This is a genomic window from Xanthomonas sp. NCPPB 3569 (assembly GCF_041475645.2).
Lineage (GTDB): Bacteria > Pseudomonadota > Gammaproteobacteria > Xanthomonadales > Xanthomonadaceae > Xanthomonas > Xanthomonas phaseoli.
Genome location: NZ_CM192969.1, coordinates 4,431,801 through 4,455,975 on the forward strand (window position 1 = coordinate 4,431,801; position 24,175 = coordinate 4,455,975).

Annotated in this window: 22 protein-coding genes; 6 read left to right on the forward strand and 16 right to left on the reverse strand. The window is 65.2% G+C overall.

The features are described 5' to 3' along the window. Position 1 precedes the first annotated feature (1 nt). Together ACCQ03_RS19100 and ACCQ03_RS19105 are read right to left on the reverse strand one after the other, a co-directional pair. On the reverse strand, positions 2–808 hold the full coding sequence (locus ACCQ03_RS19100) for an NYN domain-containing protein (RefSeq protein WP_017157037.1): 807 nt from the start codon (positions 806–808) through the stop codon (positions 2–4). Beyond that, the gene (locus tag ACCQ03_RS19105; protein ID WP_209227288.1) at positions 805–1,347 is read right to left on the reverse strand and encodes a hypothetical protein; all 543 of its coding nucleotides are present in this window, start codon (positions 1,345–1,347) and stop codon (positions 805–807) included. Before ACCQ03_RS19105 ends, ACCQ03_RS19100 begins: the two co-directional genes overlap by 4 nt. 118 nt (positions 1,348–1,465) lie before the next feature. On the opposite strand from ACCQ03_RS19105, the gene ACCQ03_RS19110 reads away from it, so the two are divergent. Continuing rightward, positions 1,466–2,755, forward strand: coding sequence for an NAD(P)/FAD-dependent oxidoreductase (locus ACCQ03_RS19110; protein WP_209227287.1), 1,290 nt, complete (start codon positions 1,466–1,468; stop codon positions 2,753–2,755). Positions 2,756–2,805: 50 nt separating this feature from the next. After that, the gene (locus ACCQ03_RS19115; RefSeq protein ID WP_104621226.1) at positions 2,806–3,420 is read left to right on the forward strand and encodes a trimeric intracellular cation channel family protein; all 615 of its coding nucleotides are present in this window, start codon (positions 2,806–2,808) and stop codon (positions 3,418–3,420) included. 400 nt (positions 3,421–3,820) lie between these two features. Here the strand turns inward: ACCQ03_RS19115 and rpoH are convergent, their stop codons facing one another. The 6 genes from rpoH to rhlB all read right to left on the reverse strand — a co-directional run bounded on the left by rpoH (position 3,821) and on the right by rhlB (position 9,895). Continuing rightward, entirely contained in the window at positions 3,821–4,696 is an 876-nt protein-coding gene (gene rpoH / locus ACCQ03_RS19120) for an RNA polymerase sigma factor RpoH (RefSeq protein WP_005911428.1), read from the reverse strand. A gap of 198 nt (positions 4,697–4,894) precedes the next feature. After that, positions 4,895–5,620: a uracil-DNA glycosylase gene (ung, locus tag ACCQ03_RS19125; RefSeq protein WP_057678763.1), complete on the reverse strand. Its 726-nt coding sequence runs from the start codon at positions 5,618–5,620 to the stop codon at positions 4,895–4,897. Then, on the reverse strand, positions 5,617–6,459 hold the full coding sequence (locus tag ACCQ03_RS19130; protein ID WP_005927293.1) for a response regulator: 843 nt from the start codon (positions 6,457–6,459) through the stop codon (positions 5,617–5,619). Before ACCQ03_RS19130 ends, ung begins: the two co-directional genes overlap by 4 nt. 8 nt (positions 6,460–6,467) lie before the next feature. Beyond that, complete coding sequence (gene ftsX / locus ACCQ03_RS19135; RefSeq protein ID WP_057678765.1) at positions 6,468–7,418, reverse strand: permease-like cell division protein FtsX; 951 nt, start codon at positions 7,416–7,418, stop codon at positions 6,468–6,470. After that, positions 7,415–8,101, reverse strand: a complete 687-nt coding sequence (gene ftsE / locus ACCQ03_RS19140; protein WP_003484499.1) for a cell division ATP-binding protein FtsE — start codon at positions 8,099–8,101, stop codon at positions 7,415–7,417. Before ftsE ends, ftsX begins: the two co-directional genes overlap by 4 nt. A 75-nt stretch (positions 8,102–8,176) precedes the next feature. Continuing rightward, complete coding sequence (rhlB, locus tag ACCQ03_RS19145; RefSeq protein WP_057678766.1) at positions 8,177–9,895, reverse strand: ATP-dependent RNA helicase RhlB; 1,719 nt, start codon at positions 9,893–9,895, stop codon at positions 8,177–8,179. Positions 9,896–10,093: 198 nt separating this feature from the next. Between rhlB and trxA the strand changes: the two genes are divergently transcribed. Then, entirely contained in the window at positions 10,094–10,435 is a 342-nt protein-coding gene (gene trxA, locus ACCQ03_RS19150; RefSeq protein ID WP_005923050.1) for a thioredoxin TrxA, read from the forward strand. Between the two features lie 215 nt (positions 10,436–10,650). After that, complete coding sequence (gene rho / locus ACCQ03_RS19155; RefSeq protein WP_057678767.1) at positions 10,651–12,525, forward strand: transcription termination factor Rho; 1,875 nt, start codon at positions 10,651–10,653, stop codon at positions 12,523–12,525. 97 nt (positions 12,526–12,622) lie between these two features. On the opposite strand, the gene ACCQ03_RS19160 is transcribed toward rho, so the two are convergent. From ACCQ03_RS19160 to ACCQ03_RS19170, 3 genes are read right to left on the reverse strand one after another with little or no spacing between them, the layout of a single operon-like run. Then, positions 12,623–13,507, reverse strand: a complete 885-nt coding sequence (locus ACCQ03_RS19160) for an energy transducer TonB (RefSeq protein WP_209227286.1) — start codon at positions 13,505–13,507, stop codon at positions 12,623–12,625. A gap of 60 nt (positions 13,508–13,567) precedes the next feature. Further along, positions 13,568–15,307: a bifunctional isocitrate dehydrogenase kinase/phosphatase gene (gene aceK, locus ACCQ03_RS19165; RefSeq protein WP_057678769.1), complete on the reverse strand. Its 1,740-nt coding sequence runs from the start codon at positions 15,305–15,307 to the stop codon at positions 13,568–13,570. Beyond that, positions 15,304–16,251 carry a LysR substrate-binding domain-containing protein gene (locus ACCQ03_RS19170; protein WP_057678770.1) on the reverse strand — a complete coding sequence of 316 codons (948 nt, stop codon included), beginning with the start codon at positions 16,249–16,251 and terminating at the stop codon, positions 15,304–15,306. The genes aceK and ACCQ03_RS19170 overlap by 4 nt, the downstream gene beginning before the upstream one ends. Before the next feature lie 101 nt (positions 16,252–16,352). Here ACCQ03_RS19170 and ACCQ03_RS19175 point away from each other — a divergent pair, with 101 nt between their 5' ends. Continuing rightward, positions 16,353–16,613 carry a hypothetical protein gene (locus ACCQ03_RS19175; protein WP_057678771.1) on the forward strand — a complete coding sequence of 87 codons (261 nt, stop codon included), beginning with the start codon at positions 16,353–16,355 and terminating at the stop codon, positions 16,611–16,613. A 71-nt stretch (positions 16,614–16,684) separates the two neighbouring features. Here ACCQ03_RS19175 and ACCQ03_RS19180 read toward each other — a convergent pair whose 3' ends face one another. The 5 genes from ACCQ03_RS19180 to ACCQ03_RS19200 all read right to left on the reverse strand — a co-directional run bounded on the left by ACCQ03_RS19180 (position 16,685) and on the right by ACCQ03_RS19200 (position 22,623). After that, positions 16,685–18,916, reverse strand: a complete 2,232-nt coding sequence (locus ACCQ03_RS19180; RefSeq protein WP_209227285.1) for an NADP-dependent isocitrate dehydrogenase — start codon at positions 18,914–18,916, stop codon at positions 16,685–16,687. Between the two features lie 360 nt (positions 18,917–19,276). Further along, positions 19,277–19,834 (reverse strand): RodZ family helix-turn-helix domain-containing protein, encoded by a 558-nt coding sequence (locus ACCQ03_RS19185; RefSeq protein WP_209227284.1) that lies wholly within the window; start codon positions 19,832–19,834, stop codon positions 19,277–19,279. 104 nt (positions 19,835–19,938) lie between these two features. Then, positions 19,939–20,232, reverse strand: a complete 294-nt coding sequence (locus tag ACCQ03_RS19190; protein WP_057678774.1) for a LysM peptidoglycan-binding domain-containing protein — start codon at positions 20,230–20,232, stop codon at positions 19,939–19,941. 102 nt (positions 20,233–20,334) lie between these two features. Then, entirely contained in the window at positions 20,335–21,150 is an 816-nt protein-coding gene (gene queF / locus ACCQ03_RS19195) for an NADPH-dependent 7-cyano-7-deazaguanine reductase QueF (protein ID WP_057678775.1), read from the reverse strand. Between the two features lie 165 nt (positions 21,151–21,315). Beyond that, complete coding sequence (locus tag ACCQ03_RS19200; protein ID WP_209227283.1) at positions 21,316–22,623, reverse strand: M20 family metallopeptidase; 1,308 nt, start codon at positions 22,621–22,623, stop codon at positions 21,316–21,318. Positions 22,624–22,881: 258 nt separating this feature from the next. Between ACCQ03_RS19200 and ACCQ03_RS19205 the strand changes: the two genes are divergently transcribed. Further along, positions 22,882–24,129, forward strand: coding sequence for an efflux RND transporter periplasmic adaptor subunit (locus tag ACCQ03_RS19205; protein WP_209227282.1), 1,248 nt, complete (start codon positions 22,882–22,884; stop codon positions 24,127–24,129). Positions 24,130–24,175 lie beyond the last annotated feature (46 nt).

Genomic DNA, 24,175 nt, shown 5'->3' on the forward strand with positions numbered 1-24,175 from the left:
CTCAGCCCCCTGCTGCAGGTTTGGCCGGCGTGCGTGCCGGGCGCTTGGCAGCGGCAGGCTGCGCCGGTTTGGCGCGGCCACCCTTGGGCGCGTCGCGCACCCACAACGCCTGTTCGTCCTGCTTGATCTCGAACAAGCCGATCGCGCGTACCAGATCGCTGAGTTTGCGATAGCCATAGTTGCGTGGATCGAACGAGGCCTGGTTGGCCACCTGCTTGCCGACTGCACTCAGCAGCGCCCAGCCATCGTCTTCGCAGGCGCTGACGATCGCATTGCGCAGCATTTGGACCAGACGCGTATCGCTACGTAATGCGGTGGCGTCCTTGCGACCGGCAGCCGTTTCGCTGGCGGCTGCCGCCTGTTGCCCGAGCGCCTCGACATAGGTGAACTTGGAGCACGCATTGACGAACGGCGCCGGCGTCTTCTTCTCGCCGAAGCCATAGACCTTCATGCCGTCGGTCAGCAGGCGCATCACCAGCGGCGTGAAATCGGCATCGCTGGAGACGATCGCAAATCCATCCAGATTGCGTGCGTACAACAGGTCCATCGCATCGATCACCATCGCCATGTCCGAGGCGTTCTTGCCGGAACTGTAGGCAAATTGCTGGATCGGGCGGATCGCGTAGTCGTGCAATGCCGCCTCCCAGCCTTTCAGGTGCGGGCTCTTCCAGTTGCCGTAGGCGCGGCGCACGTTGGCCACGCCGTAGCGCGCCACTTCGGCCAGCACCACGTCGATCTTGCCGGCCGGCGCATTGTCCGCATCGATCAGCAGCGCGATGCGTTTGTCGGGATTGTCGATCATGCTCATCGCTCCAGGGTTTGGGCAGATTCGGTCTTGAAGTCGGTGTCGGTGTCGGTGTCGGTGTCGGTGTCCATCTCACTCTCCTCCGCATCGGTCTCGGCCGGCAATGTGTACTCGGTACCATCGCGCAGCGTGAGCACGCCCGCACTCAGGATCTCGCGTTCGGCACCGTCGCTGACCCAGGTGGCGTGCACGCGCCCGCTGCCGCGATCGCCTTGCATATCGAACACGAACTCATCGCTCCCCGGTGCCAGACTGGTGCGATACAGATCCACCCGCATGTCGCGGATGTGCCCAATGTGTTCCTGCACCACCGCATCGGCCTGCAGTGCACTGCGCGCCTGATCGGCAAACAACGACCAACCGATCGACATCAGCCAGACGAGCGCACCGAGCGCCAGCATCCCCAACAGCACCACACACGTCGCCACGCCAATCAGCCCGATCGCCACACTGCTGAGCGGCTTCTTGACGACAGCGGGCGGTGGCGGTGCAGCGGACGGCACGGACGACAACGGCGGCAGTGGCGGCGGGAGCGACGACATGGGGTGGCCGGAAGCGGGAGATGCGACATGATGCCGCAGGCGGGCCGCGCTCACGCGGCATGTTCATTGCCGATACGGCATCCTGATAGGCCCGCGTCGCACTCCATCGGACCTTACGATGACCTCTCCCCCCTCCCAAGCTCCGCTGCATCTGGTTGTGGTCGGCGGCGGATTCGCCGGCTTATGGGCGACCCGCGCGCTCAACGACCCCGGCATCCGTATCACCCTGGTCGACCGTCAGAATCACCACCTGTTCCAGCCTCTGTTGTACCAGGTGGCCACCGCCGGCCTGTCGGCACCGGACATCGCCGCGCCGCTCCGGCACATCCTGCGCGAGCAACGCAATGTCGAAGTCCTGCTCGGCGATGTCACCGATATCGCGCCAGGCCGCCGCGAGGTGGTATTGGCCGATGGCAGCACGCTCGGCTACGACATGCTGCTGGCCACCGGCGCCACCCATGCCTATTTCGGTAACGACCAATGGGCCGAACACGCCCCTGGCCTGAAAACGCTGTACGACGCACTGGTGCTGCGGCGCAAGCTGCTGCTGGCCTTCGAACGCGCCGAAGCCGAATCCGACCCTGCCGCACGCGCTGCCTGGCTGAGCTTTGCCGTGGTCGGCGGCGGGCCCACCGGCGTCGAACTGGCCGGCACCCTGGCCGAAATCGCCCGCCACACGCTCAAGAACGAGTTCCGCCATATCGACCCACGGCAGGCGCGCGTGCGGCTGGTCGAAGCCGGTCCGCGCGTACTGCCCTCGTTTCCGGAAGATCTCACCGCCAAGGCGCGCAAGCAGTTGGAACGTCTGGGCGTGGAGGTGCACACCGGAACTCCGGTCACGCAGATCGATGCATTGGGCTACCAGCTCGGCGACACCTTCGTGCCGGCACGCACGGTGGTGTGGGCCGCCGGCGTGGCCGCCTCGCCACTGGCGCGTACGCTGGGCGTACCGCTGGATCGCGCCGGCCGCGTGCTGGTCGAGGCCGACCTCAGCGTACCGGGCCACCCGGAAATCTTCGTCGGCGGCGATCTGGCGGCGGTGCAGCAGGACGGCCGCCCGGTGCCGGGCGTGGCACCGGCCGCCAAACAGATGGGCAAGCACATCGCCAAGGCGATCCGGGCGCGGCAGCGCGGCCAGACCGCGCCGACGTTCCGCTACCAGGACTACGGCAACCTGGCCACGATCGGCCGCATGGCCGCCATCGTGCATGTGGGCAAGCTCAAGCTGTCCGGCATCGTCGCCTGGTGGTTCTGGCTGGCTGCGCACGTGTACTTTTTGATCGGCTTCCGCAACCGCTTCGTGGTGCTGGTGAACTGGGCGATGGCGTATTGGAGCTACCAGCGCGCCGCACGCATCATCTTCGGTGGCGCCACCGACGACCCTCCACCCAGCAGCAAGGACGGCTGACAGCGGCGCAGGCCGTGCGATGCTGTGCGGCCTGATTCGACGACCCGATCGTGGCAACTGTCCTGTTCCTGCTGGATCTGCTGGGCACCTTCGTATTCGCCCTGAGCGGCGCGACCGTGGCGGTGCGCAACCGACTGGACCTGTTCGGCGTGCTGGTGCTTTCCTGCGCGGCAGCGGTGTCCGGCGGCATCGTGCGCGATGTGCTGATCGGCGCCACCCCACCGGCCGCGCTGGTGCAGCCGCAGTATCTGCTGGTGGCCTGCCTGGCCGGCCTGGCCGGGTTCTATTGGCATGCAGCGGTGGAGCGCCTGCGCAATCCGGTGCAACTCTTCGATGCGGCCGGGCTGGCGCTGTTTGCGGTCTACGGCACCAGCAAGGCGCTGGACTATCACCTCAGCCCACTGAGCGCGACGTTGCTGGGCATGCTCAGCGGCATCGGCGGGGGCATCGCGCGCGATCTGCTGGTGGCGCGCACGCCGGTGGTGCTGCAGGCCGAACTGTATGCGGTCGCAGCGCTTGCCGGTGGCGGGCTGGTCGCGATCGGGCACGTCTTGCATGTGCCGCAGGCCTGGTCGTTGGCGACCGGTGCCGGCGTGTGTTTCGGCCTGCGCTTCATGGCCATCCGCTACGGCTGGCATCTTCCTGTGGCGCGCTTGCCGGAATAGCCAAGCGGTCGCCACGCGCGACAATCAAGCACCGCCAGCCACGCACTGCATGGCCGCCAGGCAGGCACGAACCAGTCCTGCATTTGCCAAAGAGCATGGCTGCCAGTGCGAGCACGCCGCGCATGCCGGATCCGAGGCTGCTTATCGTGCATGGCCAACGCAACGAACAGCGACAGGTTCCTGTTACGCAACGCACGCGCTGCCATCACAGCTCGCTGGCGACCTGGATCAGCGAACCGCGATGCAATCGCCGCGTCCGGCCAGGCACGCAGGCCCACAGGCGCGACAGAATCGGGTACCGACCACGCGCCTGGGCAATCAAGACATCGCCAACACCACACAAGCAAACGGCCCGGAAAACCGGGCCGTTTGTGCAACACCTCGCGCGAGCCCGACAGAATCAGGCGACGAACAGCGCCTTCATCTTCTTCAGCGCATTCGCTTCAATCTGGCGGATGCGCTCGGCCGACACGCCGTATTCGTCTGCCAGTTCCTGCAACGTCACCTTGGAATCGGAATCCAGCCAACGGCGCTTGACGATGTCGCGCGAACGCGCGTCCAGGCCCGCCATGCCTTCGCGCAGCAGCTGCAGCTGGTTGTCTTCGCTGTCGTGACGCTCATACGCCTGCGAGGGGTCTTCCTCATTGGCGACCAGGTAGCTCACCGGCGACGGCGGGCCGTGGTCGTCGTCTTCGTCCGACGACGCGTCGAACCCGATATCGCGGCCGGACAGACGCGATTCCATCTCCATCACTTCACGTTCGGAGACGTTCAGGTCCTTGGCAACCGCCGTCACTTCCGACGCATTGAGCCAGCCCAGGCGGGTCTTGGACTTGCGCAGATTGAAGAACAGCTTGCGCTGCGCCTTGGTCGTGGCGACCTTGACGATGCGCCAGTTCTTCAGGATGAACTCGTGCATTTCGGCACGGATCCAGTGCACCGCGAAGCTGACCAGGCGCACGCCCATGTCCGGGTCGAAGCGCTTGACCGCCTTCATCAGGCCGATATTGCCTTCCTGGATCAGGTCGCCCAGCGGCAGGCCATAGCCGTTGTAGCCGCGGGCCACATGCACCACGAAGCGCAGGTGGGAATGGACCAGCTCGCGCGCGGCGTCCAGGTCCAGCTCGTCGCGGAAGCGACGGGCCAGATCCTGCTCCTCATCGACCGACAGCACCGGGATCTGGTGCACGGCACCGATGTAGGCGTCCAGCGAACCGAGCGCACTGGGAATCGGGAGATTATTTGCCACAAGGGCAGTCGAGGTAGTCTGGTTCATAGGCACCATCTTAGCAGTCGAACTATTGGACTGCCGGGTACAGAAAGAGTTCCCAGCATTCCATTTACAGAACGTTCGGGCTTTTGGTGGCGCTGGTGTTCTACAGCCCGGCACCCCAAATTCGAGGCCTACGGTATCACCACGCCCCTGTGCAAACCGTGACAACTTGGTTGCGCAACGGGATGCCGCCAGCGTCGTTCAGGCGCCGGTGGAGGTCGTGTCCAGCGCGCTACGCGGCGGCAGCGACCAGTCGATCGGGCTCAGACCTCGCCGCCGCAGATGGTCGTTGGTCTTGGAAAAATGCTGGCAGCCCAGGAAGCCGCGGTGTGCCGACAGCGGCGAAGGATGCGGCGCCTTCAACACCCGGTGGCGCGCCTGGTCGATGACCTTGCCCTTAGACTGGGCGTAGCTGCCCCACAGCAGGAACACCAAGCCTTCGCGCTCGCGATTGAGGGTTTCCACCACATGATCGGTGAAGCCTTCCCAGCCCTTGTTCTGATGCGCGCCGGCGCGGCCCTGCTCCACCGTCAGCACGGCATTGAGCAGCAGCACCCCCTGGCGCGCCCAGGGCATCAGGTAGCCGTGATCCGCCCGCGCCAGACCCAGATCGTCCTGGATCTCTTTATAGATGTTGAGCAGCGACGGCGGCACCGGCACGCCGGGCAGTACCGAGAAGCACAGCCCATGCGCCTGGCCTTCGCCGTGATACGGGTCCTGGCCCAGGATCACTACCTTGACCTGCTCGAACGGGGTGGCGTCGAAGGCGGCAAAGATCTGCGGGCCGGGTGGAAACACCCGCGCCCCGGCCGCCTTGCGCTGACGCAGGAACGCCGACAGCTCCTGCATCTGCGGGCGCAGCAGCCAGTCGCCCACCTTTGCCTTCCACGACGGTTCCAGCTGGATGCGTCCTTCCCCTTCCGTCATAGCGTGACAGCCTGATCCTCCAGGCGTGCCAGGCGCAGCTGGAACAGCACCTTGGTCACCAGCAGGCGCTCTTCGATCGGTTTTTGCACCAGATCGTTGGCACCGGCGCGCAGCAATTCGGACTGATTGCGCGGGTTGGTGTCGCCGGTCATCACCAGCACCGGCAGGCGGCGCTTGCCGTAGGCGAAGTCGATGCGGATACGCTCGACCACGTCGCGGCCGTTGAGCTCGCCCTTCAGGGTCACGTCGGTCAGCACCACATCGATGCGGCGCTCGGTGCGGCCCAGCGATTCGGCGGTGAGTAGCGCAAAGGCATCTTCGGCGGTGAGCACGTGCACCACTTTCAGGCTCTGGCGTTCGAGCATGCGCTTGGTCGCCTCGGCCACCACGCGGCTGTCTTCGATGTAGAGCACGGTCGCGCCCACGACCGGCTCGGGCTGCACGTAGCCGCGGATGAACGTCGCCAGGGCTTCATGGCCCAGCGCCTTGTCGAAATAATCGGTGACGTACTCGGTGAAACGGCGCTCCACCAGATGCTGCTGCGCATCGCCGGAGACCACGATCACCGGCACATAGGCCTGCCCGGCGGTTTCGCGCACGCTGCGCGCCAGGGTCAGGCCGTCGCCATCGGGCAGCGACAGCGAGGTGGTGACAAGATCCACCGCGCCGGCTTCCAGCGCCTGCCGCGCTTCGGCAATGTTGGAACAGCCGATCACCTGCACATTGGGCAGGTCGCGCTTGAGCACGTCGGCAATCAGCTTGCGCACCAACTTGGAACCATCGACCACCATCACGCGCGGCGCGTCGCTGATCAGGTGTTTGAGATCTGGTGGATGCATGGCAGGCCTCAGGTCTCGGTAGGACGGGTCTGGCGAAGGAAATGGCCGGTCACCAGCCAGGCACCCAACCAACCCAGGACTAAGGTGCCGACCAGCACCATCGCAGAATGCAACAGATCCAGCCCGTGCAGGGTAAAAGAACTGCCGTAGCTGTCGGCCAATGTCGCCAACGGCGCACGCAATGCCAGGCCCGAGGCCGCAATCAGAGCGAGCGCGACAGCACCGGCACCGAGTCCGTACCACGCGCCCAGATACAAAAACGGGCGACGGATGAAGCCATCGCTGGCGCCGAGCAACTGCAGCACGCCGATTTCTTCGCGCCGCGACTGGATGTCCAGCCGCACGGTGTTGCCGACCACCAGCACCGCACCCATCCCGAGCAGGGCAGACAACACCTGGACCAGGCGCTCGCCGAAGTGCAACCAGCCATCCAGGCGCTTGCGCCACAGCGCATCGTGCTGCACCTGATCGGTTTGCGGCAGCGCCTGCAGTGCACTGGCCAGCTGCGCGTCGTCGGTCGCGTCGGCGGGGGTGACGATCAACAGGGTCGGTAGCGGGTTGTCGCCCAGCGCATCGGCAGCTTCATCGAGCTTGGCGCTCTCGCGCAGCTCGGCCAAGCCCTGCTCCGGCGTGCGCAGCGTGACCTTGGCCACATCCGGGCGTGCACGCAACTCGCCGGCCAGCGCCTGCGCCGCATCGGCGGCCACGTCGACCTTCAGGAACAGATTGATCTCGCGCGACTGCTGCACGCTGCCGGCCAGCAGCTTGACGTTGTCCAGCGCGATCGACAGCCCCAACGGCAGGGCCAGCGCCAGGGCCATCACCACGATGGTCAACAACGTCGCCCACGGCTTGCGCATCGCACGGCCCAGGCTGAAGGCGATGCTGTGCAGGTGGTGGTCGATCCAGACGCCGAACCGCGACGGCGCGACGGTTTCGGTATTGGCGGGCTTGCTCATTCGGCCAGGTCCTGCGGCGAGATGTCGTCGACCAGGCGGCCGTGATCCAGGATCAGCACGCGCTTGCGCATCTGCTTGAGAAGCGCCAGGTCGTGGCTGACCACCAGCACGCTGGTGCCACGGGCCGGGAGTTCGGCGAACAACTGCATGATTTCCGCCGCCAGTGCCGGATCGAGGTTGCCGGTGGGCTCATCGGCCACCAGCAGCCGCGGTTCGCCGACGATGGCGCGCGCGATGCCCACGCGTTGCTGCTCGCCGGCCGACAATTGCGACGGCAGGGCTTTTTCGCGGTGGGCCAGACCGATGCGCTCCAGCGCCGAGCGCACGCGTTTGCCGATCTCGGCACGCCGGGTGCCGCGCAGGATCAGCGGCAAGGCCACGTTCTCGGCGATGCTGCGGTCGTTGAGCAGACGGTGGTCCTGATAGACCGCACCCACCTGGCGCCGATGCAGCGGAATCTGCCGGCCACGCACCTTGAGCAGGTTGCGTTCGCCCAGCAGCACCGCGCCCTGACTCGGGCGTTCGCTGAGGTGGATCAATTTGAGCAGGGTACTTTTGCCGGCGCCGGAGTGGCCGGTCACGAACAGCATCTCGCCATCGGCCACTTCGAAGCTGACATCGGTCAGCGCCTGGTGGCCACCGGCGTAGTGCTTGCTGACGTTGTCGAAACGCAGGACGGTCATTCAGCGATTATGCCGGAGCGCCAGTGCTTGCGTCGCATCGCCGATGCGCGGCGATGCGATCAGTGCCGCAAATGATCAGTTGCCGGAGACAAGCGAACGCAGTCGGCGGCCGATGCGGCTGAGCAGCGAGGGGCTGCCCGGCGGCTTGGCGGCGGCACGCACCGGCTTGGCCACCACCTGGGTGGGCTTGCGCGGTGCGGCAGGTGCGGCAACCGGCGTGGAGGCCACTGCCGGCTCGGCACCCTCGACCGGACGACCGTTGCGACGACGCCGACGCTTGCGTGGTGCGCGCTCGGCATCGGCCGCGATGGTGGACGACGCTTCCACCGCTGCAGCGGCAACCACCGGTGTTGCGCTCGGTGCAGACGTCGCAGGCGCCTGCCCTTCCACGCGCGGCTTGCGACGCGGACGCGGCTTGCCATCGGCACCGGCGCCATCGCGGCGACCACCGCCACTGCCGCTGCGCGACCCGCCACCGGGACCACCGCGTCCGCCACCGCGACGCTGTTCTTCGGCGGCACGCTGCTCGCGCGCTTCGCGGAAGATCGTGCCCACGCTGTCGCCCGCGTCGTCATCGGCCTCCTCGCCTTCCACCGGCACGCGTGGCGCACGCGGCAGCGGCGTCAGCAGTTCGGAGGTCACCGGCTCGACCGGGATCTTCTGCTCGATGTAGGCCTCGATGTCCGGCAGGCTCATCGCATAGCGTTCGCAGGCGAAGCTGATCGCATCGCCCTCTTCGCCCAACCGCGCGGTGCGGCCGATGCGGTGGACGTAGTCTTCGGCGTCGAACGGCAGGTCGTAGTTATAGACGTACTTCACGCCGTCGATATGCAAGCCGCGCGCGGCCACGTCGGTGGCCACCAGGATTTCAAGCTGGCCTTTCTGGAAGCGGTTGAGCAGCGATTCGCGCTTTTTCTGCGGCACATCGCCCGACAGCACGCCGACCCGGTAGCCATGGCGCTCCAGGGTGCGCGCCACGCGCTCCACGAACGCCTTGGTGTTGACGAACACCATGGTGCGCGCGCCTTCACTGCGCGACAGCAAGCCCAACAGGAGCGTCTGCTTCTCTTCGTCGGACGGGAAATAGATGCGCTGGCGCACCCGCGCGGCGGTGATGCTTTCGGTTTCGACGACCAGCTTTTCCGGCTCGTTCATGTGCTCGTAGGCCAGCTCCAGCACCCGGTGGCTGAGCGTGGCCGAGAACAACAACGTCTGCCGGGTGCCGCGCTCGGGCATGCGCCGCAGCAGGAAGCGGATGTCCTTGATGAAGCCCAGGTCGAACATGCGGTCGGCTTCGTCCAGCACGCAGATCTCGCAGGCGTGCAGCGAGACCACCTTGTGCTGCTTGACGTAGTCGATCAGGCGGCCCGGCGTGGCGATGATCACGTCCACGCCCTGCTGCAGCAGTTCGCGCTGTTTGTCGTAATCCACCCCGCCGTAGACCAGCGCAAAGCGCAGGCCCAGGTCGGCGCCGAACTTCACTGCGTCCTTGTGGATCTGGATCGCCAGTTCGCGGGTCGGCGCCAGGATCAGCGCGCGCGGGTCTTCCGGCTTGCGGTCGGCCAGCGCCGGGCGGATCAGCAGGCGGTTCATCACCGCGACCAGGAATGCCAAGGTCTTGCCGGTACCGGTCTGGGCCTGGCCGGCGACATCGCCGCCCGGCAGCGCGACCGGCAAGGTCAGCGCCTGGATCGGGGTACAGCGGGTAAACCCGGCGCTCTCCAGCCCGGCGATCAAGGCCGGATGCAGGTCGAACGAGGAAAAGGTCACATCGGTCAGCGGTTTGTCGCTCATTATTCCGTCTTCGTGAGGCGCCCTGGGCAGCCCGGGCGCGGCTTGCATCGATGCCGACAGCGTCGCAAACTGCGGCTGTTGTGGCGGACAGCGCGGCTTCAGGACTGACACTTGATTCAGTCGCGCAATGCCCCAGTTTAGCGCAATGTAGCGGCCTGCCCGTTCGGGTGGGCCGTTTTGGTTTCCAGGAGACCCAATGTGAGCGATAAGGTTCAACATGTCGGCGATGCCGACTTCGACACAGCTGTACTGCAATCGGGCGAACCGGTTCTGGTGGATTTCTGGGCCGAGTGGTGCGGCCCCTGCAAGATGATCGCCCCGGTGCTGGACGATCTGGCCGACACATATCAGGGCCGCCTCAAGGTCGCCAAGGTCAATGTGGACCAGAACCGTGCACTGGCCATCAAGTACCACGTGCGCTCGATCCCTATGCTGTTGCTGTTCAAGGACGGGCAGGTGCAGGCGACCCAGATCGGTGCCGTCGGCAAGGGCCAGCTGACCCAGATGATCGACAAGACCCTGGGCGGCGCGGCCGCCTGAGCTAGCGGGCGTCCAGCAATGGGCGCCCGATGATGCGCCGGCAGTTAAATCGTGCCCGGGAAGACGCTTGCGCGTTAACGCGCGGCGGTGATAGTGTCAGTTGGTCCGGCACACGTTCGTGCGCCGCCGCACCCTCTAGAAGCTCTTCTAGACTCCCATCTACCACCAGTTCGCCCCCTAGTTGGGCGCTCGCACCTTAGCGAGGAATCACGCACTTGTCCGATCATCCTTCCTCCGATACCGGGAGCAGCGTCGACGCTCCCGTCGAGAAGCGCGTGCGCAAGCCGCGCGTGAGCAAGACCGCCGCCGCCACTGAAGAGGCTGGCGCACAGCAGTCCAACCTGCCCTTGCCCACCAGTCCCGCACCCGAAGCACCCCGTGCCCCGCAGGCACCGTCGCGCGCTGCCGATCCGGCACCAGCGCAGACGTCCAGCGATGGCGCACACGCCGGTCAGGCACCCAGCGCCAGCCACGGCGGCGACACCCACGGCGAGCCCCGCGAGGGCGGCCAGTCGCAGCAGCAGCGCTTTAACCAGGCGCAGCAACAGCAGAACCAGACTCAAGGCCAGAACCAGGGCCAGGGCCAGCAGCAGGGCCAGAACCAGAACCAGAACGCCGGCCAGAATCAGCAAGGCCAGGGCGGCCAGGGTCAGGGACAGAACCAGCAAGGCCAGAACCAGCAGGGCAACCGCCGTGACCGGTTCCGCAACCGCCGCGACCGCGGCCCGCGCGACCGCTTCGGCAATGACGGCGGCATGCCCTCGTCCGACGGCAACAACGAGCCGTTCATCGCGCGTCCGCATCCGGCCGTGCCGGAAGGCTTCCCGGTGTATTCGCTCAGCGACCTCAAGCGGATGCCGGCGCAGAAGCTGCTGGATATCGCCGACCAGCTCAATATCCAGGAAGGCGTGGCGCGTGCGCGCAAGCAGGACGTGATCTTCGCCCTGCTCAAGGTGCTGACCCGTCACGGTGAAGGCGTTGCCGCCGACGGCGTGCTGGAAATCCTGCCCGACGGCTTCGGTTTCCTGCGTGCGGCAGAAGCCAGCTACCTGGCCGGGCCGGACGACACCTATATCTCGCCCAGCCAGATCCGTCGCTTCAACCTGCGCACCGGCGACCATCTGTCCGGCCGCATCCGCTTCCCGAAGGACGGCGAACGCTATTTCGCGCTGTCGATCGTCGACACCATCAATGGCGAGCCGCTGGAAGCGAGCAAGAACAAGGTCCTGTTCGAGAACCTGACCCCGCTGTTCCCGCGCCGCCGCTTCCGTCTGGAGCGTGGCGACGGCTCCACCGAGGACATCACCGGCCGCATCCTGGATCTGATGGCACCGCAGGGCAAGGGCCAGCGTGCGCTGATCGTCTCCCCGCCCAAGGCCGGCAAGACGATGATGATGCAGCAGGTGGCCACGGCCATCACCACCAATCATCCCGAAGTGCACATGATCGTGCTGCTGATCGACGAGCGCCCGGAAGAAGTGACCGAAATGCAGCGCACCGTGCGCGGCGAGGTCATCTCCTCCACCTTCGACGAGCCGGCTGCGCGTCACGTGCAGGTTGCCGAAATGGTGATCGAGCGGGCCAAGCGCCTGGTCGAGCACAAGAAGGACGTGGTGATCCTGCTCGACTCCATCACCCGCCTGGCACGCGCCTACAACAACGTGGTGCCCAGCTCCGGCAAGGTGCTCACCGGTGGTGTGGACGCCAACGCCCTGCACCGCCCGAAGCGCTTCTTCGGTGCGGCGCGTAACGTGGAAGAAGGCGGCTCGCTGACCATCATCGCCACGGCGCTGGTGGAAACCGGCAGCAAGATGGACGAGGTGATCTACGAAGAGTTCAAGGGCACCGGCAACAGCGAAGTGCATTTGAACCGCCGCATCACCGAAAAGCGTGTGTATCCGGCGATCGACATCAACCGCTCGGGCACGCGTCGCGAAGATCTGTTGATCGAGCCGGAGCTGCTACAGAAGATCTGGATCCTGCGCAAGCTGCTGCACCCGATGGACGAAATCGCCGCAATGGAATTCCTGTTGGACAAGATGAAGACCACCAAGTCCAACGACGAGTTCTTCAGTTCGATGAAGCGCTGAGTTCAGTCGGTTTATCGAGACGAAAAAGCCCCGCATTGCGGGGCTTTTTTTGTGAGGCGACCGTTGCGCGGCGTTTCGCCTGCTCGGTCAGCCGCTCTCAACTTCCTTGCAGCGGTGTCACCAGGCGCACACCTTCTCCGCGTGTGGAAAACAACCCGCTGGCAGGCAGAGCATCCGGGCTGTCACTCGATGTCGCTGCGCCGCGCTGCTCACTCCATGGGGCGACCTGACGGGGGCCAGGCAGATACGAACGCCATTTCTGGGCCTGTTTTGCGGCGATCAGATCGCGTGGGGATGTTCCGATGTCGAAGCTGACCGGAACACGCATGACCCAGTACGGCGCCTCGACCTCCGGACCCTCTGTCGGCGGCAGGAACGTCCATGTACGCGCCTTCTTCGAGGCTGCATCGGCAAACACCTGGCGCAGGCGTGCACGTTTGGATTCCGGCACGAGCGATGTCAGGTTGACTTGCTCTGCGATCAGATCTGCGACCTTGCCGTCGCGCCCGATCTTGAGCATCAGATAGACCACGCCGGTGGCACCGGCCCGAAACGCCGCTTCGGGGTAGCGCGGCGGCTGCATGTCGCGGGTCTGCACACTCGTCGCGCCCTGCGCCTCCCCACCAAAATGCGCGCTGCGGATCGACACCAGATAATTTTCTCCTTCTCCCTGTTTGGCGACCAGCAGCAGGCTCATCGGCAACTGCGCGGGCAAGGCGTTTCCGTTGTCGCGCACAGGGTCGAAGCGCCACGATGCGATCGAGTGCTTGATCCGCTCGCGCACTGCCGGCGGCAAACTCGCTTCGTCGGCAAGTTTCACTGCCGTGACCGCGCCGTCCGGGGTCAAGGTCAATTCGCCGGCGACATTCATGCTGGCCTCGATCTGCACTTGCGCCTGTTCCGCGCTTGGACGTGCCTGCGTCGCTGCGATGCTGCTCAATGCCAACAGGATGCCAAGACCGAATCGCTGCGTCCGCTGCATGACCACACTCCTTGATGATGTAGCGTGCGTTGTACCAGTCTTGCCGCTACCGGTAAATCGCTACGCCAGCCTGCGCGACTCCGCATATGGCGGGGTGTCCGGGTAATCGTCTTCGCGAAGCCGGTGCTGCAGGTCGCGCCACCAGCGTGGGTCGAACAGTTCCGGGTGCAGGTGCTTGACCGCTTGCAGTTGCGAGGAAGGCAGACCCATGAACAAGGCGAAGCGCTCGGGGAAGACGTCGCGCGGGCCGACATGGAACCAGGGTTCTGCGGCCATCTGTTCTTCGTAGGTGGTGGGCGTGGGCCAATCGCGGAAGTTGCATTCGGTGATCAGGCACAGTTCGTCGTAGTCGTAGAACACCGCGCGCTGATGGCGGGTAATGCCGAAATTCTTCAGCAACATGTCGCCGGGAAAGATGTTGTTGCGCGCCATGTCCTTGATGGCCTGGCCGTAGTCCAGTGCTGCGGCATGCGCGGCTTCGGGCAATTGTTCGCGCAAGTACAAATTCAACGGGCGCAACCGGCGCTGCACATAGCACAGTGCGATCAGGACATCGTCGCCGTCTTCGCTCAGGCTCATCGCGCAGCTGGTCTGCAGCTCTTGCAGCAGCGCCGGTGAAAAGCGCGCCTTGGGAAAGCGCAGGAAGCGATACGGCTGCGCGTCGAGCAGGCGGCCGATGCGGTCGAGCTGGAAGACCAGCTCGTACTTACCCTCTACCTGCGCGCGGCTCATGCTTTTGGGATACGCAAAGCGATCGCGAATGAGTTTGAAGACCAGCGGATAACTGGGCAGCGTGAATACCACCATGACCATGCCGGGGGTGCCATCGGCGTGCACCAGCTGTTCGGACGGATGCGCCTGGAAATGGCTGAAAAACGTGCGATACCGCTCGGTCTTGCCCTGCTTGGCGCGGCCCAGCATCGTATATAGCTCATCGACCGGCTTGTGGGTGAGCAGGCTGCGCAGGAACACCACCGCGTCGCCGACCGTGGACAAGTCGGCCTGGAAGTAGCTACGCGAGTTACTGAACAATTGCGCGACATCGCTGCGCCGGGTCAGCACCGCTTCGGCACGCAGGCCGGCATCGTCGTTGACCAGCGCGATGACGCAAGGCGAAAAGCGATGTTCGCCGAACACGCGTCCAACCAGATACGCTCGGCGCTCGCGATAGAACACCGTCTCCAGCAATTCCACGCTACGCACCGGATGCTCGCCCCAGTGCGCGAGGTCGTCGAGCAGACGCACCGCAATGGCAGCCGCGCAGCGGGTGCGGTGCGCATACGGCACGGCGAACGCGTAGTCGCCCAGCACCCGCACCAGCATGTCGGTCAGCCGGCCGGGCGAGACCGCATAGGTGTGGCGCGCAACAGGCACGGTGATGGCGTCGGTTGGCTCGATATCCAGGGCGATGAATTCGATCTCGGCATCGACGCCGTGGGTACCGAAGTAGCGCCGGGTCAGGGTGTTATAGAAGGTCTTGTACAACTCCTGGTCGATCAACCCGCTCAGCAAGGCGGCGTAATGATCGCGCGCGCGCATCCACAGCGCGCGGTCGTGCGCCTGGCCCAGCAACACTGCGCGCAGACGCAACATGCATTCGGCGATGTATTGGTCGTAAAGCGCGATGCGCGCCACTGCGTCTTCGCGCGCGGCGCTCCAGTCGCGTGTTTCGAAGCGCTGCTTGGCGCGTGCGGTGATTTCGGAAAAACGCGCGTGATAGTCCTCGAACGCTTCGTACACGGCCTGGGCGATCGCCAGCGCGCGGCGCTCGGATTGTGGTGGCAACGGTCGAGGGCTCATGGCGGCAGTGTCCCTGTGCGCTTGCGGCGGCGCGCGAGCAGTGGCGTGGCGGTTGCCTGTTGCGCATGCGCGGCGTGTTCGCGCGCCTGGCCCTGTAGCCAGGTGCGAAACGCAAGAAACCCGCCATGCGTACTGGAACGTGGCGGATACACCAGGTAATGCGACCAACTGGTCTTGAGCCGCTGCGTGGACAACGCCACCAGTTGGCCGGACGCCAGCAACAGACGCGCGCGCGTTACGCGCCCCAGGGCAACGCCGACGCCATCCAGGGCGGCACGATGGTGCGCTTCTGATTCGTCGAGTACCGCGACATAGCGTCGCGGTACATCGCCGCCAAATGCCGCGAACCAGCGCGACCAGGCGTCATCCGGGTCGCCCAGCAATGGCCACTGATGCAACGGTGGTGCCTGCCTACCGCCCATGCGGGCGATCAGGGCCGGGCTTGCCATCGGCACCAGCCATTCGTCGAACAAGGGCTCGGCGATGACGCCGGGCCATTGCCCGGCACCGATGCGCATGGCGGCATCCACCTGCTGCTGGCGCTCGAAATCCACCAGCCGCTCGCTCGACAGCAGGTTGATTTCGATGGTGGGATGAATGGCCAGAAATTCGCCCAGACGCGGCACCAGCCAGGCCGATGCCATCGATGGCGTGAGACTCAGCGTCAGGGTGTCTTCGCGACGCGCACCGAATGGCTCGAATGCCTCGGCGATGGCGTCCAGGTGCGGTGCGATGCGGTCGAGCAGTTGCTGGCCCTGCGGCGTGGCGGTGACGCCGCGCGCATGCCGTTGCAGCAGCGGATACCCCAGCCGTTGTTCGAGCGCGCGCATTTGATGACTGAGTGCGCTGACGGTCAGATGCATCGCGCCGGCAGCGCGCGACAGGTTGCCCAGTCGCACCGCGCTGACGAAGCCTTGCAATGCGTGAAGCGGCGGACGCGACATGGCCAACCCTTGAATGGAATTCAATACTCACTTGTAAAAGTCTCGCTTTTACGTCGCCTAGCCTGCGCCTAACGTGGATTCCACTCAAGTGGAGATGGGTCATGCGCATCTTTAGCGAACTGTTGTTTCAGCACGGCCACATTGCCGATGTGGCGCTGGCCCAGCGCCTGGCGGAATCGGACACGGCAGTCGACGCGCTGCAACCGCAGACCTCACTGGAATCGCCGGAATCTACAGCGGCTCCACGGCAAGACATGCAGACGATGCCCGATCCGCTTTCGCAACGCCGGCGCGAGCGACGCATGGCGCGGCTCAGCCGACGCTTGCTGCGTGGCGTGACGGCATTGTCGCCGTTTCGCTGAAACGACAAGGCCCGCCTCCTGCGAGACGGGCCTTGAAGACGACATGCAAAGACCGCAGGTGGTGCGGCGACTCAGGCGTTCAGCGTCGCCAGGATGTCGTTGAAGGTCTTGCTCGGGCGCATCGCCTCGCTGACCTTGGCCAGGTCGGGATGGTAGTAACCGCCGATTTCCACCGGCTTGCCCTGCGCGCCGTTGAGCTCGGCCAGGATGGTGGCCTCGTTCTCGGTCAGGGCCTTGGCCAGCGGCGCGAACTTGGCCTGCAATGCCGTGTCTTCGGTCTGCGCGGCCAGGGCCTGCGCCCAGTACATCGCCAGGTAGAAGTGGCTGCCGCGGTTGTCGAGCTCGCCGACCTTGCGCGCGGGCGACTTGTTGTTGTCCAGGAACTGACCGTTGGCGACATCCAGCGCCTTGGCCAGCACCGTGGCCGACGGGTTGTCGTAACGGTTGCCCAGATGCTCGAGCGATGCGGCCAGGGCCAGGAATTCACCCAGCGAATCCCAGCGCAGGCAGTTCTCTTCGACAAACTGCTGCACATGCTTGGGCGCCGAACCACCGGCACCGGTTTCGAACAGGCCGCCACCGGCCATCAGCGGCACGATGGAGAGCATCTTGGCACTGGTGCCCAGCTCCATGATCGGAAACAGGTCGGTGAGGTAGTCGCGCAGCACATTGCCGGTGACCGAGATGGTGTCCTGGCCCTTGCGGATGCGCTCCAGCGAGAACGTGGTCGCTTCCACCGGCGGCAGGATGCGGATATCCAGGCCGTTGGTGTCGTGATCCTTCAGATACTGCTCGACCTTGGCGATCACCTGCGCATCGTGCGCGCGCGCCTTGTCCAGCCAGAAAACCGCCGGCGTCTCGCTCAGGCGGGCGCGCTCCACGGCCAGCTTCACCCAGTCCTGGATCGGCGCGTCCTTGACCTGGCACATGCGCCACAGATCGCCGGCTTCCACCGCGTGCTCGAACACCGTCTTGCCGTTGCCATCGGTGACCTTGACGGTGCCGGCGGCGGCCATCTGGAAGGTCTTGTCGTGCGAGCCGTATTCTTCTGCCTTCTGCGCCATCAGCCCCACGTTGGGCACCGAGCCCATGGTGGCCGGATCGAAGGCACCGTGCGCCTTGCAGTCGTCGATCACTGCCTGGTACACGCCGGCATAGCAACGATCCGAAATCACCGCCTTGGTGTCCTGCAGCTTGCCTTGCGCGTTCCACATCTGGCCGGAGTCGCGAATCATCGCCGGCATGGAAGCATCGACGATCACGTCGCTGGGCACATGCAGGTTGGTGATGCCCTTGTCGGAGTTGACCATCGCCAGGCCCGGGCGCTGCGCGTATTCGGCCTGGATATCGGCCTTGATTTCGGCTTGCTTGGCTTCCGGCAGCGACGTGATACGTGCGTACAGATCGCCGATGCCGTTGTTGGGATCGAAGCCGACCGACTTGAGCGCATCGGCATGCTTGCTCAGCGTGTCCTTGTAGAACTCGCCGACCACCACGCCGAACAGCACCGGATCGGAGACCTTCATCATGGTGGCTTTCAGATGCACCGAGAACAGCACATCCTTGGCCTTGGCATCGGCAATCTGCGCGTCGATGAAGCTGGCCAGCGCACGCTTGCTCAGTACGGCAGCGTCGACGATTTCGCCCGCCTTCACCGCTACCTTGTCTTTCAACACGGTGCTGCTGCCATCGGCACCGACGAATTCGATCTTCAGCGTGCCGGCGTCGGCCAGCGTGGTCGACTGCTCGCTACCGAAGAAATCACCGGCATCCATGTGCGCGACATGCGACTTGGACGCGCTGCTCCACTTGCCCATGCGGTGCGGATGCTTGCGTGCGTAGTTCTTGACCGACAACGGCGCACGACGGTCGGAATTGCCTTCGCGCAGCACCGGATTCACCGCGCTGCCCTTGACCTTGTCGTAGCGCGCCTTGATGTCTTTTTCCGCAGCGTCCTTGGGCTCGTCCGGATACGCCGGCAGTGCATAGCCCTGGCCTTGCAGCTCCTTGATCGCGGCCTTGAGCTGCGGCACCGAGGCGCTGATGTTGGGCAGCTTGATGATATTGGCCTCCGGCGTGGTGGCCAGTTCGCCCAGTTCGGCCAGGTCGTCGGCGATCTTCTGCGCATCGTTGAGCTGCTCGGGAAACAGCGCCAGGATGCGTCCTGCCAGCGAGATATCGCGCGTTTCGACCACGATGCCGGCGGTATCGGTGTAGGCATCGATGATCGGCAGCAGCGACTGCGTGGCCAGGTAGGGTGCTTCGTCGGTGAGCGTATAGAGGATCTTCGGTGTCTTCGACATGAGGTGCGATGGCTCTTGTGGTCGGGAGGAGCGCCTGCATCCACGGACGAGGGCCGTGGTGCGCGCGACAGGGGTCGTTGATGGCACACCGGTCGGCCAGCGCGTTGGATGCGGCGATGGATCAGCACGGCATTGTCGCGTCTGAGCCGCGCCCGGGTAAAGCGACCACAGGCGGATGCTTCGTCCCGTCACCAGGGCAATCGACATGGATGCAGCTGTAACGAATGCGATGCAACAAAAAGGCGCGACCTGATCGGTCGCGCCCTGCTTGCGTGGCTCGGTGCAACGTCCAGCCACCCGTGGACTGGCGCCGTAGCGACGCGCAACCAAGGCTGCGCACCACTGTTGCGTCGCACATCTTTACTTGACGGTGATGGTCTGCGGATTACCTGCAGGCTTGCCATCCACCATGACTTGCGCGGTGTAGGTGCCGGCCGGCCAGCCATCGGGCTTGCTGAAGCTCAAGTTGGTGGTTTCGGCACCGGTGGTGTTCAACGTCGCGTTCTGTTCGCCGGCCACCTGACCATCCTGGTAGGTCAGCTTTGCAGACACTGCCACGTTGCTCGCGCTACCGTCGGTCTTCACCGAGACGATGATGGTGTCTTTGCTGCCGACGCTGGTCGCCGGCGTCACCGTCTTGTCGGCCGCGGCCTGGGTGTCGACCGCCACGCTGGACACCGTCACCGCGCTCCCCATCGCAGCACCGCTATCGGTGCTGGCCGCACCGGTCGCGCTGCCCTGGGCGGCCTGATCGCTGGCCGGAGGGGTGGCAGCCGGGCCGGGCATCGCTTCGGTCGCGGCGCCGGACGTGGGGTCCTTGGAGACGCTGTCGTCGTCGGCCTTCTTGCTGCAGCCGGATACTGCGAGAACGCCGGCCAAGGCGAGGGCCAAGCTGCTCGAAACAGAGGTGATACGCATAAATCGATTCTCCGGTAGCCAGAACATCTGCAATGGCAGTGCTCGAGTGGGTGTCTAGGTGTGTTGAATCGTGTCGCCGCCTGCGACTGGAAACGGACCTGCCATTACGACTTCGCAGGCAGGCGCAGGATCTGCCCGGGAAAGATCTTGTCCGGATCCTGCAGCGTTTCGCGGTTGGCTTCGAAAATACGTGGCCACAGATTGCCATCGCCCAGATGACGCTTGGCAATACTGGAGAGGCTGTCGCCGGCCTGGACGGTGACCGATTCTTCAACAAGCTGCGCGGTGCTCTGCACACTGGTACGCACGTTGGAAAAATCGGGCGCAGGCGTCACCTCGGCGGTGCTATCGACCGATGAGGTGACGTTGGAGAAATCTGCTTTCTTGTCGACACTCATTGCTGCAATCCCTGTGCATCGCGGTGTCGGCAGGGTGCGCGGGGCGCCGTTAAGCGTGGATCGCGCCGCCGTGAAGCCCGCGCGATCCCACCTGCGCGCGACCTACTGACGCAGGTCGCGGAAGATCGACAGTGGCATCGGCACACTGGCCGAGCTGCGCAGCGGGTTGATGTCCAGGCCGCCACGACGTGTGTAGCGCGCTTCCACCACCAGCCACTGCGGCGCGCACTGCGTCAGCACATCGTTGAAAATGCGCTCGACGCATTGCTCATGAAACTCGGCGTGGTCGCGGAAACTCACCAGATAACGCAGCAATCCCTCGCGGTCGATCGGTGCGCCGCGGTAACGCAAGGTCACGCTGGCCCAATCCGGCTGGCCAGTCACCGGGCAATTGGATTTGAGCAAGGCCGAGGTCAGCACTTCTTCCACCACTGGCTGCGCGAGTGCGCAGAGATAGGCCGCGTTCGGCGGGCCGTAATCGTCGATGCTGACATCCAGCGTGTCGACCGACTCGCCCTCGCCGACCGCATCGATCGGCGGCAGGCCGAACTCCACCGCCACGTCGGCACCGGCGCGCGTGGACAGATCGGTCGCAATGCGCGTGCGCACCGCTTCGGCGCTGTTGAAGCGGGTGGCGTTGAGCGAGTTGAGATACAGCTTGAGCGACTTGGATTCGATCAGCGAGGGCGAATCGCAGGGTACATGCAAGGTGGCGGTGGCCACGCAGGGCTTGCCCTGTGCATCCAGCCAGCTGAGTTCGTAGGCATGCCAGCGATCGCGGCCGATAAACGGCAGCTCACCGACCAGCCCGATGGCCTCGCGCCCGGCCGCGCGCGGAATCGGAAACAGCAACGACGGGTCGTAGCCGCTCGGATAGGCGACCTCACGACCGAGGGTGGAATCTTCTGGGGTATTCATGCCGCCATTTTAGGCCGCACGGGCTGGCCGTGAGGTGTACGGCAACGCGTGAAAGAAAGCCGATGGAACGCCCTAAGATCGCCGCTCCACAATCACGCCGCCGGCCCAACCAGCGAAATCTGGAATCGCCCAGCCGCAGACGATTCCCGATTCCCGATTCCCGATTCACCCCTGCTGCAGATAATCCAGCGACACCTGCAACAGCGCGCGCAAGCCCACATCCAGCGAGGACTCGTCCAAGAGGAACTGCGGCGAATGGTTGCTGGGCGCAGTGGCCGGGTCGATGCCCTTGGCAGTGGAACCGACGAAGAAGAACATCGACGGCACCTGCTGGGCATAGAACGAGAAGTCTTCGGCGCCCATCTGCAACGGCGGCTCGTAGACGTTGTCCGCACCCACCACCGCCTGCAGGCTGGGCAGCATCTTGGCCGTCAGGGCCGGGTCGTTGACCGTGGCCGGATTGCCGTCCTGGTCGGGCACCTTCGCGTCCACCTTGGCACCATGCGCGGCAGCGGTGTGCTCGGCCACGTTCTTCAGGTCGGCAAAGATCTGCTGGCGCATGCCTTCGTCGAAGGTGCGGATGGTGCCGACCATTTCCACATCGTCGGGGATGATGTTGTAGCGGATGCCGCCCTTGATCGCGCCGAAGCTCAGCACCGGCGGTTGCTTGGACAGGTTGGCGCGGCGGCTGATCACCGTTTGTGCGGCGCCGATCATGTCGGCGCTGGCCACGATCGGGTCGATGCCGTTCCACGGCGCCGAGCCATGGGTCTGGCGGCCGATCATCTTGATCGCGAAGCGGTCCGAGGCCGCCATCAGCGGGCCGCTGCGCACCGCGATCTTGCCGGCCTGCACGCTGGAGAACACATGCAGGCCGAACACCGCCTGCGGCTTGAAGTCGGCAAACAGGCCTTCCTTGAGCATCAGCGAGGCACCGCCCTCTTCGTTGCCGGGCGCGCCTTCTTCGGAGGGCTGGAAGATCAGCATCACTTCGCCGGGCAACTGCTCGCGCATGCCTACCAGCGCCTCGGCCACGCCGAGCAGGATGGCGGTATGCGCGTCGTGGCCGCAGGCGTGCATCACCCCGACCTGCTCGCCGCGATATTGGGCGGTGGCCTTGGAGGCGAACGGCAGCCCGGTCTGCTCTGTCACCGGCAGCGCGTCCATGTCGGCACGCAGGGCGATCTTCGGCCCCGGCTTGCCGCCCTTGATGATGGCCACCACGCCGTGATGGGCGATGCCGGTGCGCGGCTTGAGGCCCAGCTTGCGCAGCTGCGCAGCCACGGTGGCGGCAGTGCGCTCTTCGCGGTTGGACAACTCCGGGTGCTGGTGGAAGTCGCGGCGCCATTGCACCACCTTGGCCTGCAGCGAGGAGGCGGCGGCCTGGACTTCGGGCCGTTGCGCGGCCTGCGCGGTGGCGAGCGTGGGCAGGGCGAGCAGCAGCGCGCTGGTCAGCAGGCGGGAGGGGCGCATCGGCAATCCTTGAAAGATGGTTGCTTAATGTAGTGCAGGCGGGTGCCGGATGGGCTGCAGTGGGGCCCGATTCAGCCCGGCGGTCAACCGCGGTCACCGTGGCGCGTTGCCGCTGCAGTGCAAGTGTGACCGTTGCGGTCGTTTCGCCGGCCAAGCCGTTACTTCAGTAATGCTCAATTGGTGAAGCGCAACGATATGCTTTGCACCGCCGCCCCACGGTCGCACCCATGCGCCCGGCCCGCCCTCAGGAGTTGTCGCATGTCGCGTTTTTGGAAGATCACACTGCTGGTTGTCGCAGTGCTTGTCGTGGTGTTCGTCGCAGTGCGGATGATGGGTGGGGGCAATCACGGCAAGCGCGCAGGCGCGCCGGACGGCAATGATCCGGACAACGGCGGCCCGGTGCCGGTGACGGTGGTAGCGGCCACCACGCAGGATGTTCCGGTCTATGCCAGCGCGCTGGGCACGGTCACCGCGCTCAACACGGTCACCGTCAGCCCGCAGGTGGGCGGCCAGCTGATGAGCCTGAACTTCAAGGAAGGCCAGGAAGTGAAGAAGGGCGATCTGCTGGCGCAGATCGATCCGCGCACGCTGCAGGCAAGCTACGACCAGGCCCTGGCCGCCAAACGCCAGAACCAGGCGCTGCTGGCGACCTCGCGGGTGAATTATCAGCGTTCCAACGACCCGGCTTACAAGCAGTACGTCTCGCGCACGGACCTGGATACCCAACGCAACCAGGTTGCCCAGTACGAGGCGGCGGTTGCGGCCAACGATGCGCAGATGCGCTCGGCGCAGGTGCAATTGCAGTTCACCCGCGTCACCGCGCCGATCGACGGCATCGCCGGCATCCGTGGCGTGGACGTGGGCAACATCGTCACCAGCAGCTCCACGATCGTCACCCTGACCCAGATCCGCCCGATCTACGTGTCGTTCAACCTGCCCGAGCGTGAGTTGCAGGCCGTGCGTACCGGTCAAACGGCGGCGCCGCTGGCCGTGGCGGCACTGGATCGTGGCGATGCGCACGTGATCAGCAGCGACGGCAAGCTGGATGTGATCGACAACCGCATCTCCGCCGACAGCGGCACCTTTGGCGCACGCGCGATCTTCAAAAACACCGACAACGCGCTATGGCCGGGCCAGTTCGTCAATGTGCGCCTGCAGCTGCGCACCATCGCCGGCGGCACCGTGGTGCCGTCCCAGTCGGTGCAGCGCGGCCCGGACGGCGATTACGTGTACGTGGTGGGCAGCGACAACACCGCCCAGATGCGCACCGTGGTGCAGGGCGTGGAAGTGGACGACAGCCATGTGCAGATCACCAAGGGCCTCAAGCCCGGCGAGCGCGTGGTGACCGAAGGCCAGTTCCGCCTGAAGCCGGGCAGCAAAGTCAGCGCGCTCAAGCCGGGCGAGACGCCGCCGGAACCGACCGAGGCCGAACTCAAGGCCGCCAAGGACAAACAGAGCCGTGGTGGTGGCAGCCCCGGCGGCCGTCGTGGCGGCGGTCCGCGCTAACTCTCGACCACCGGCGACGGAACTTCCGTCGCCGATGTGCGCCGGC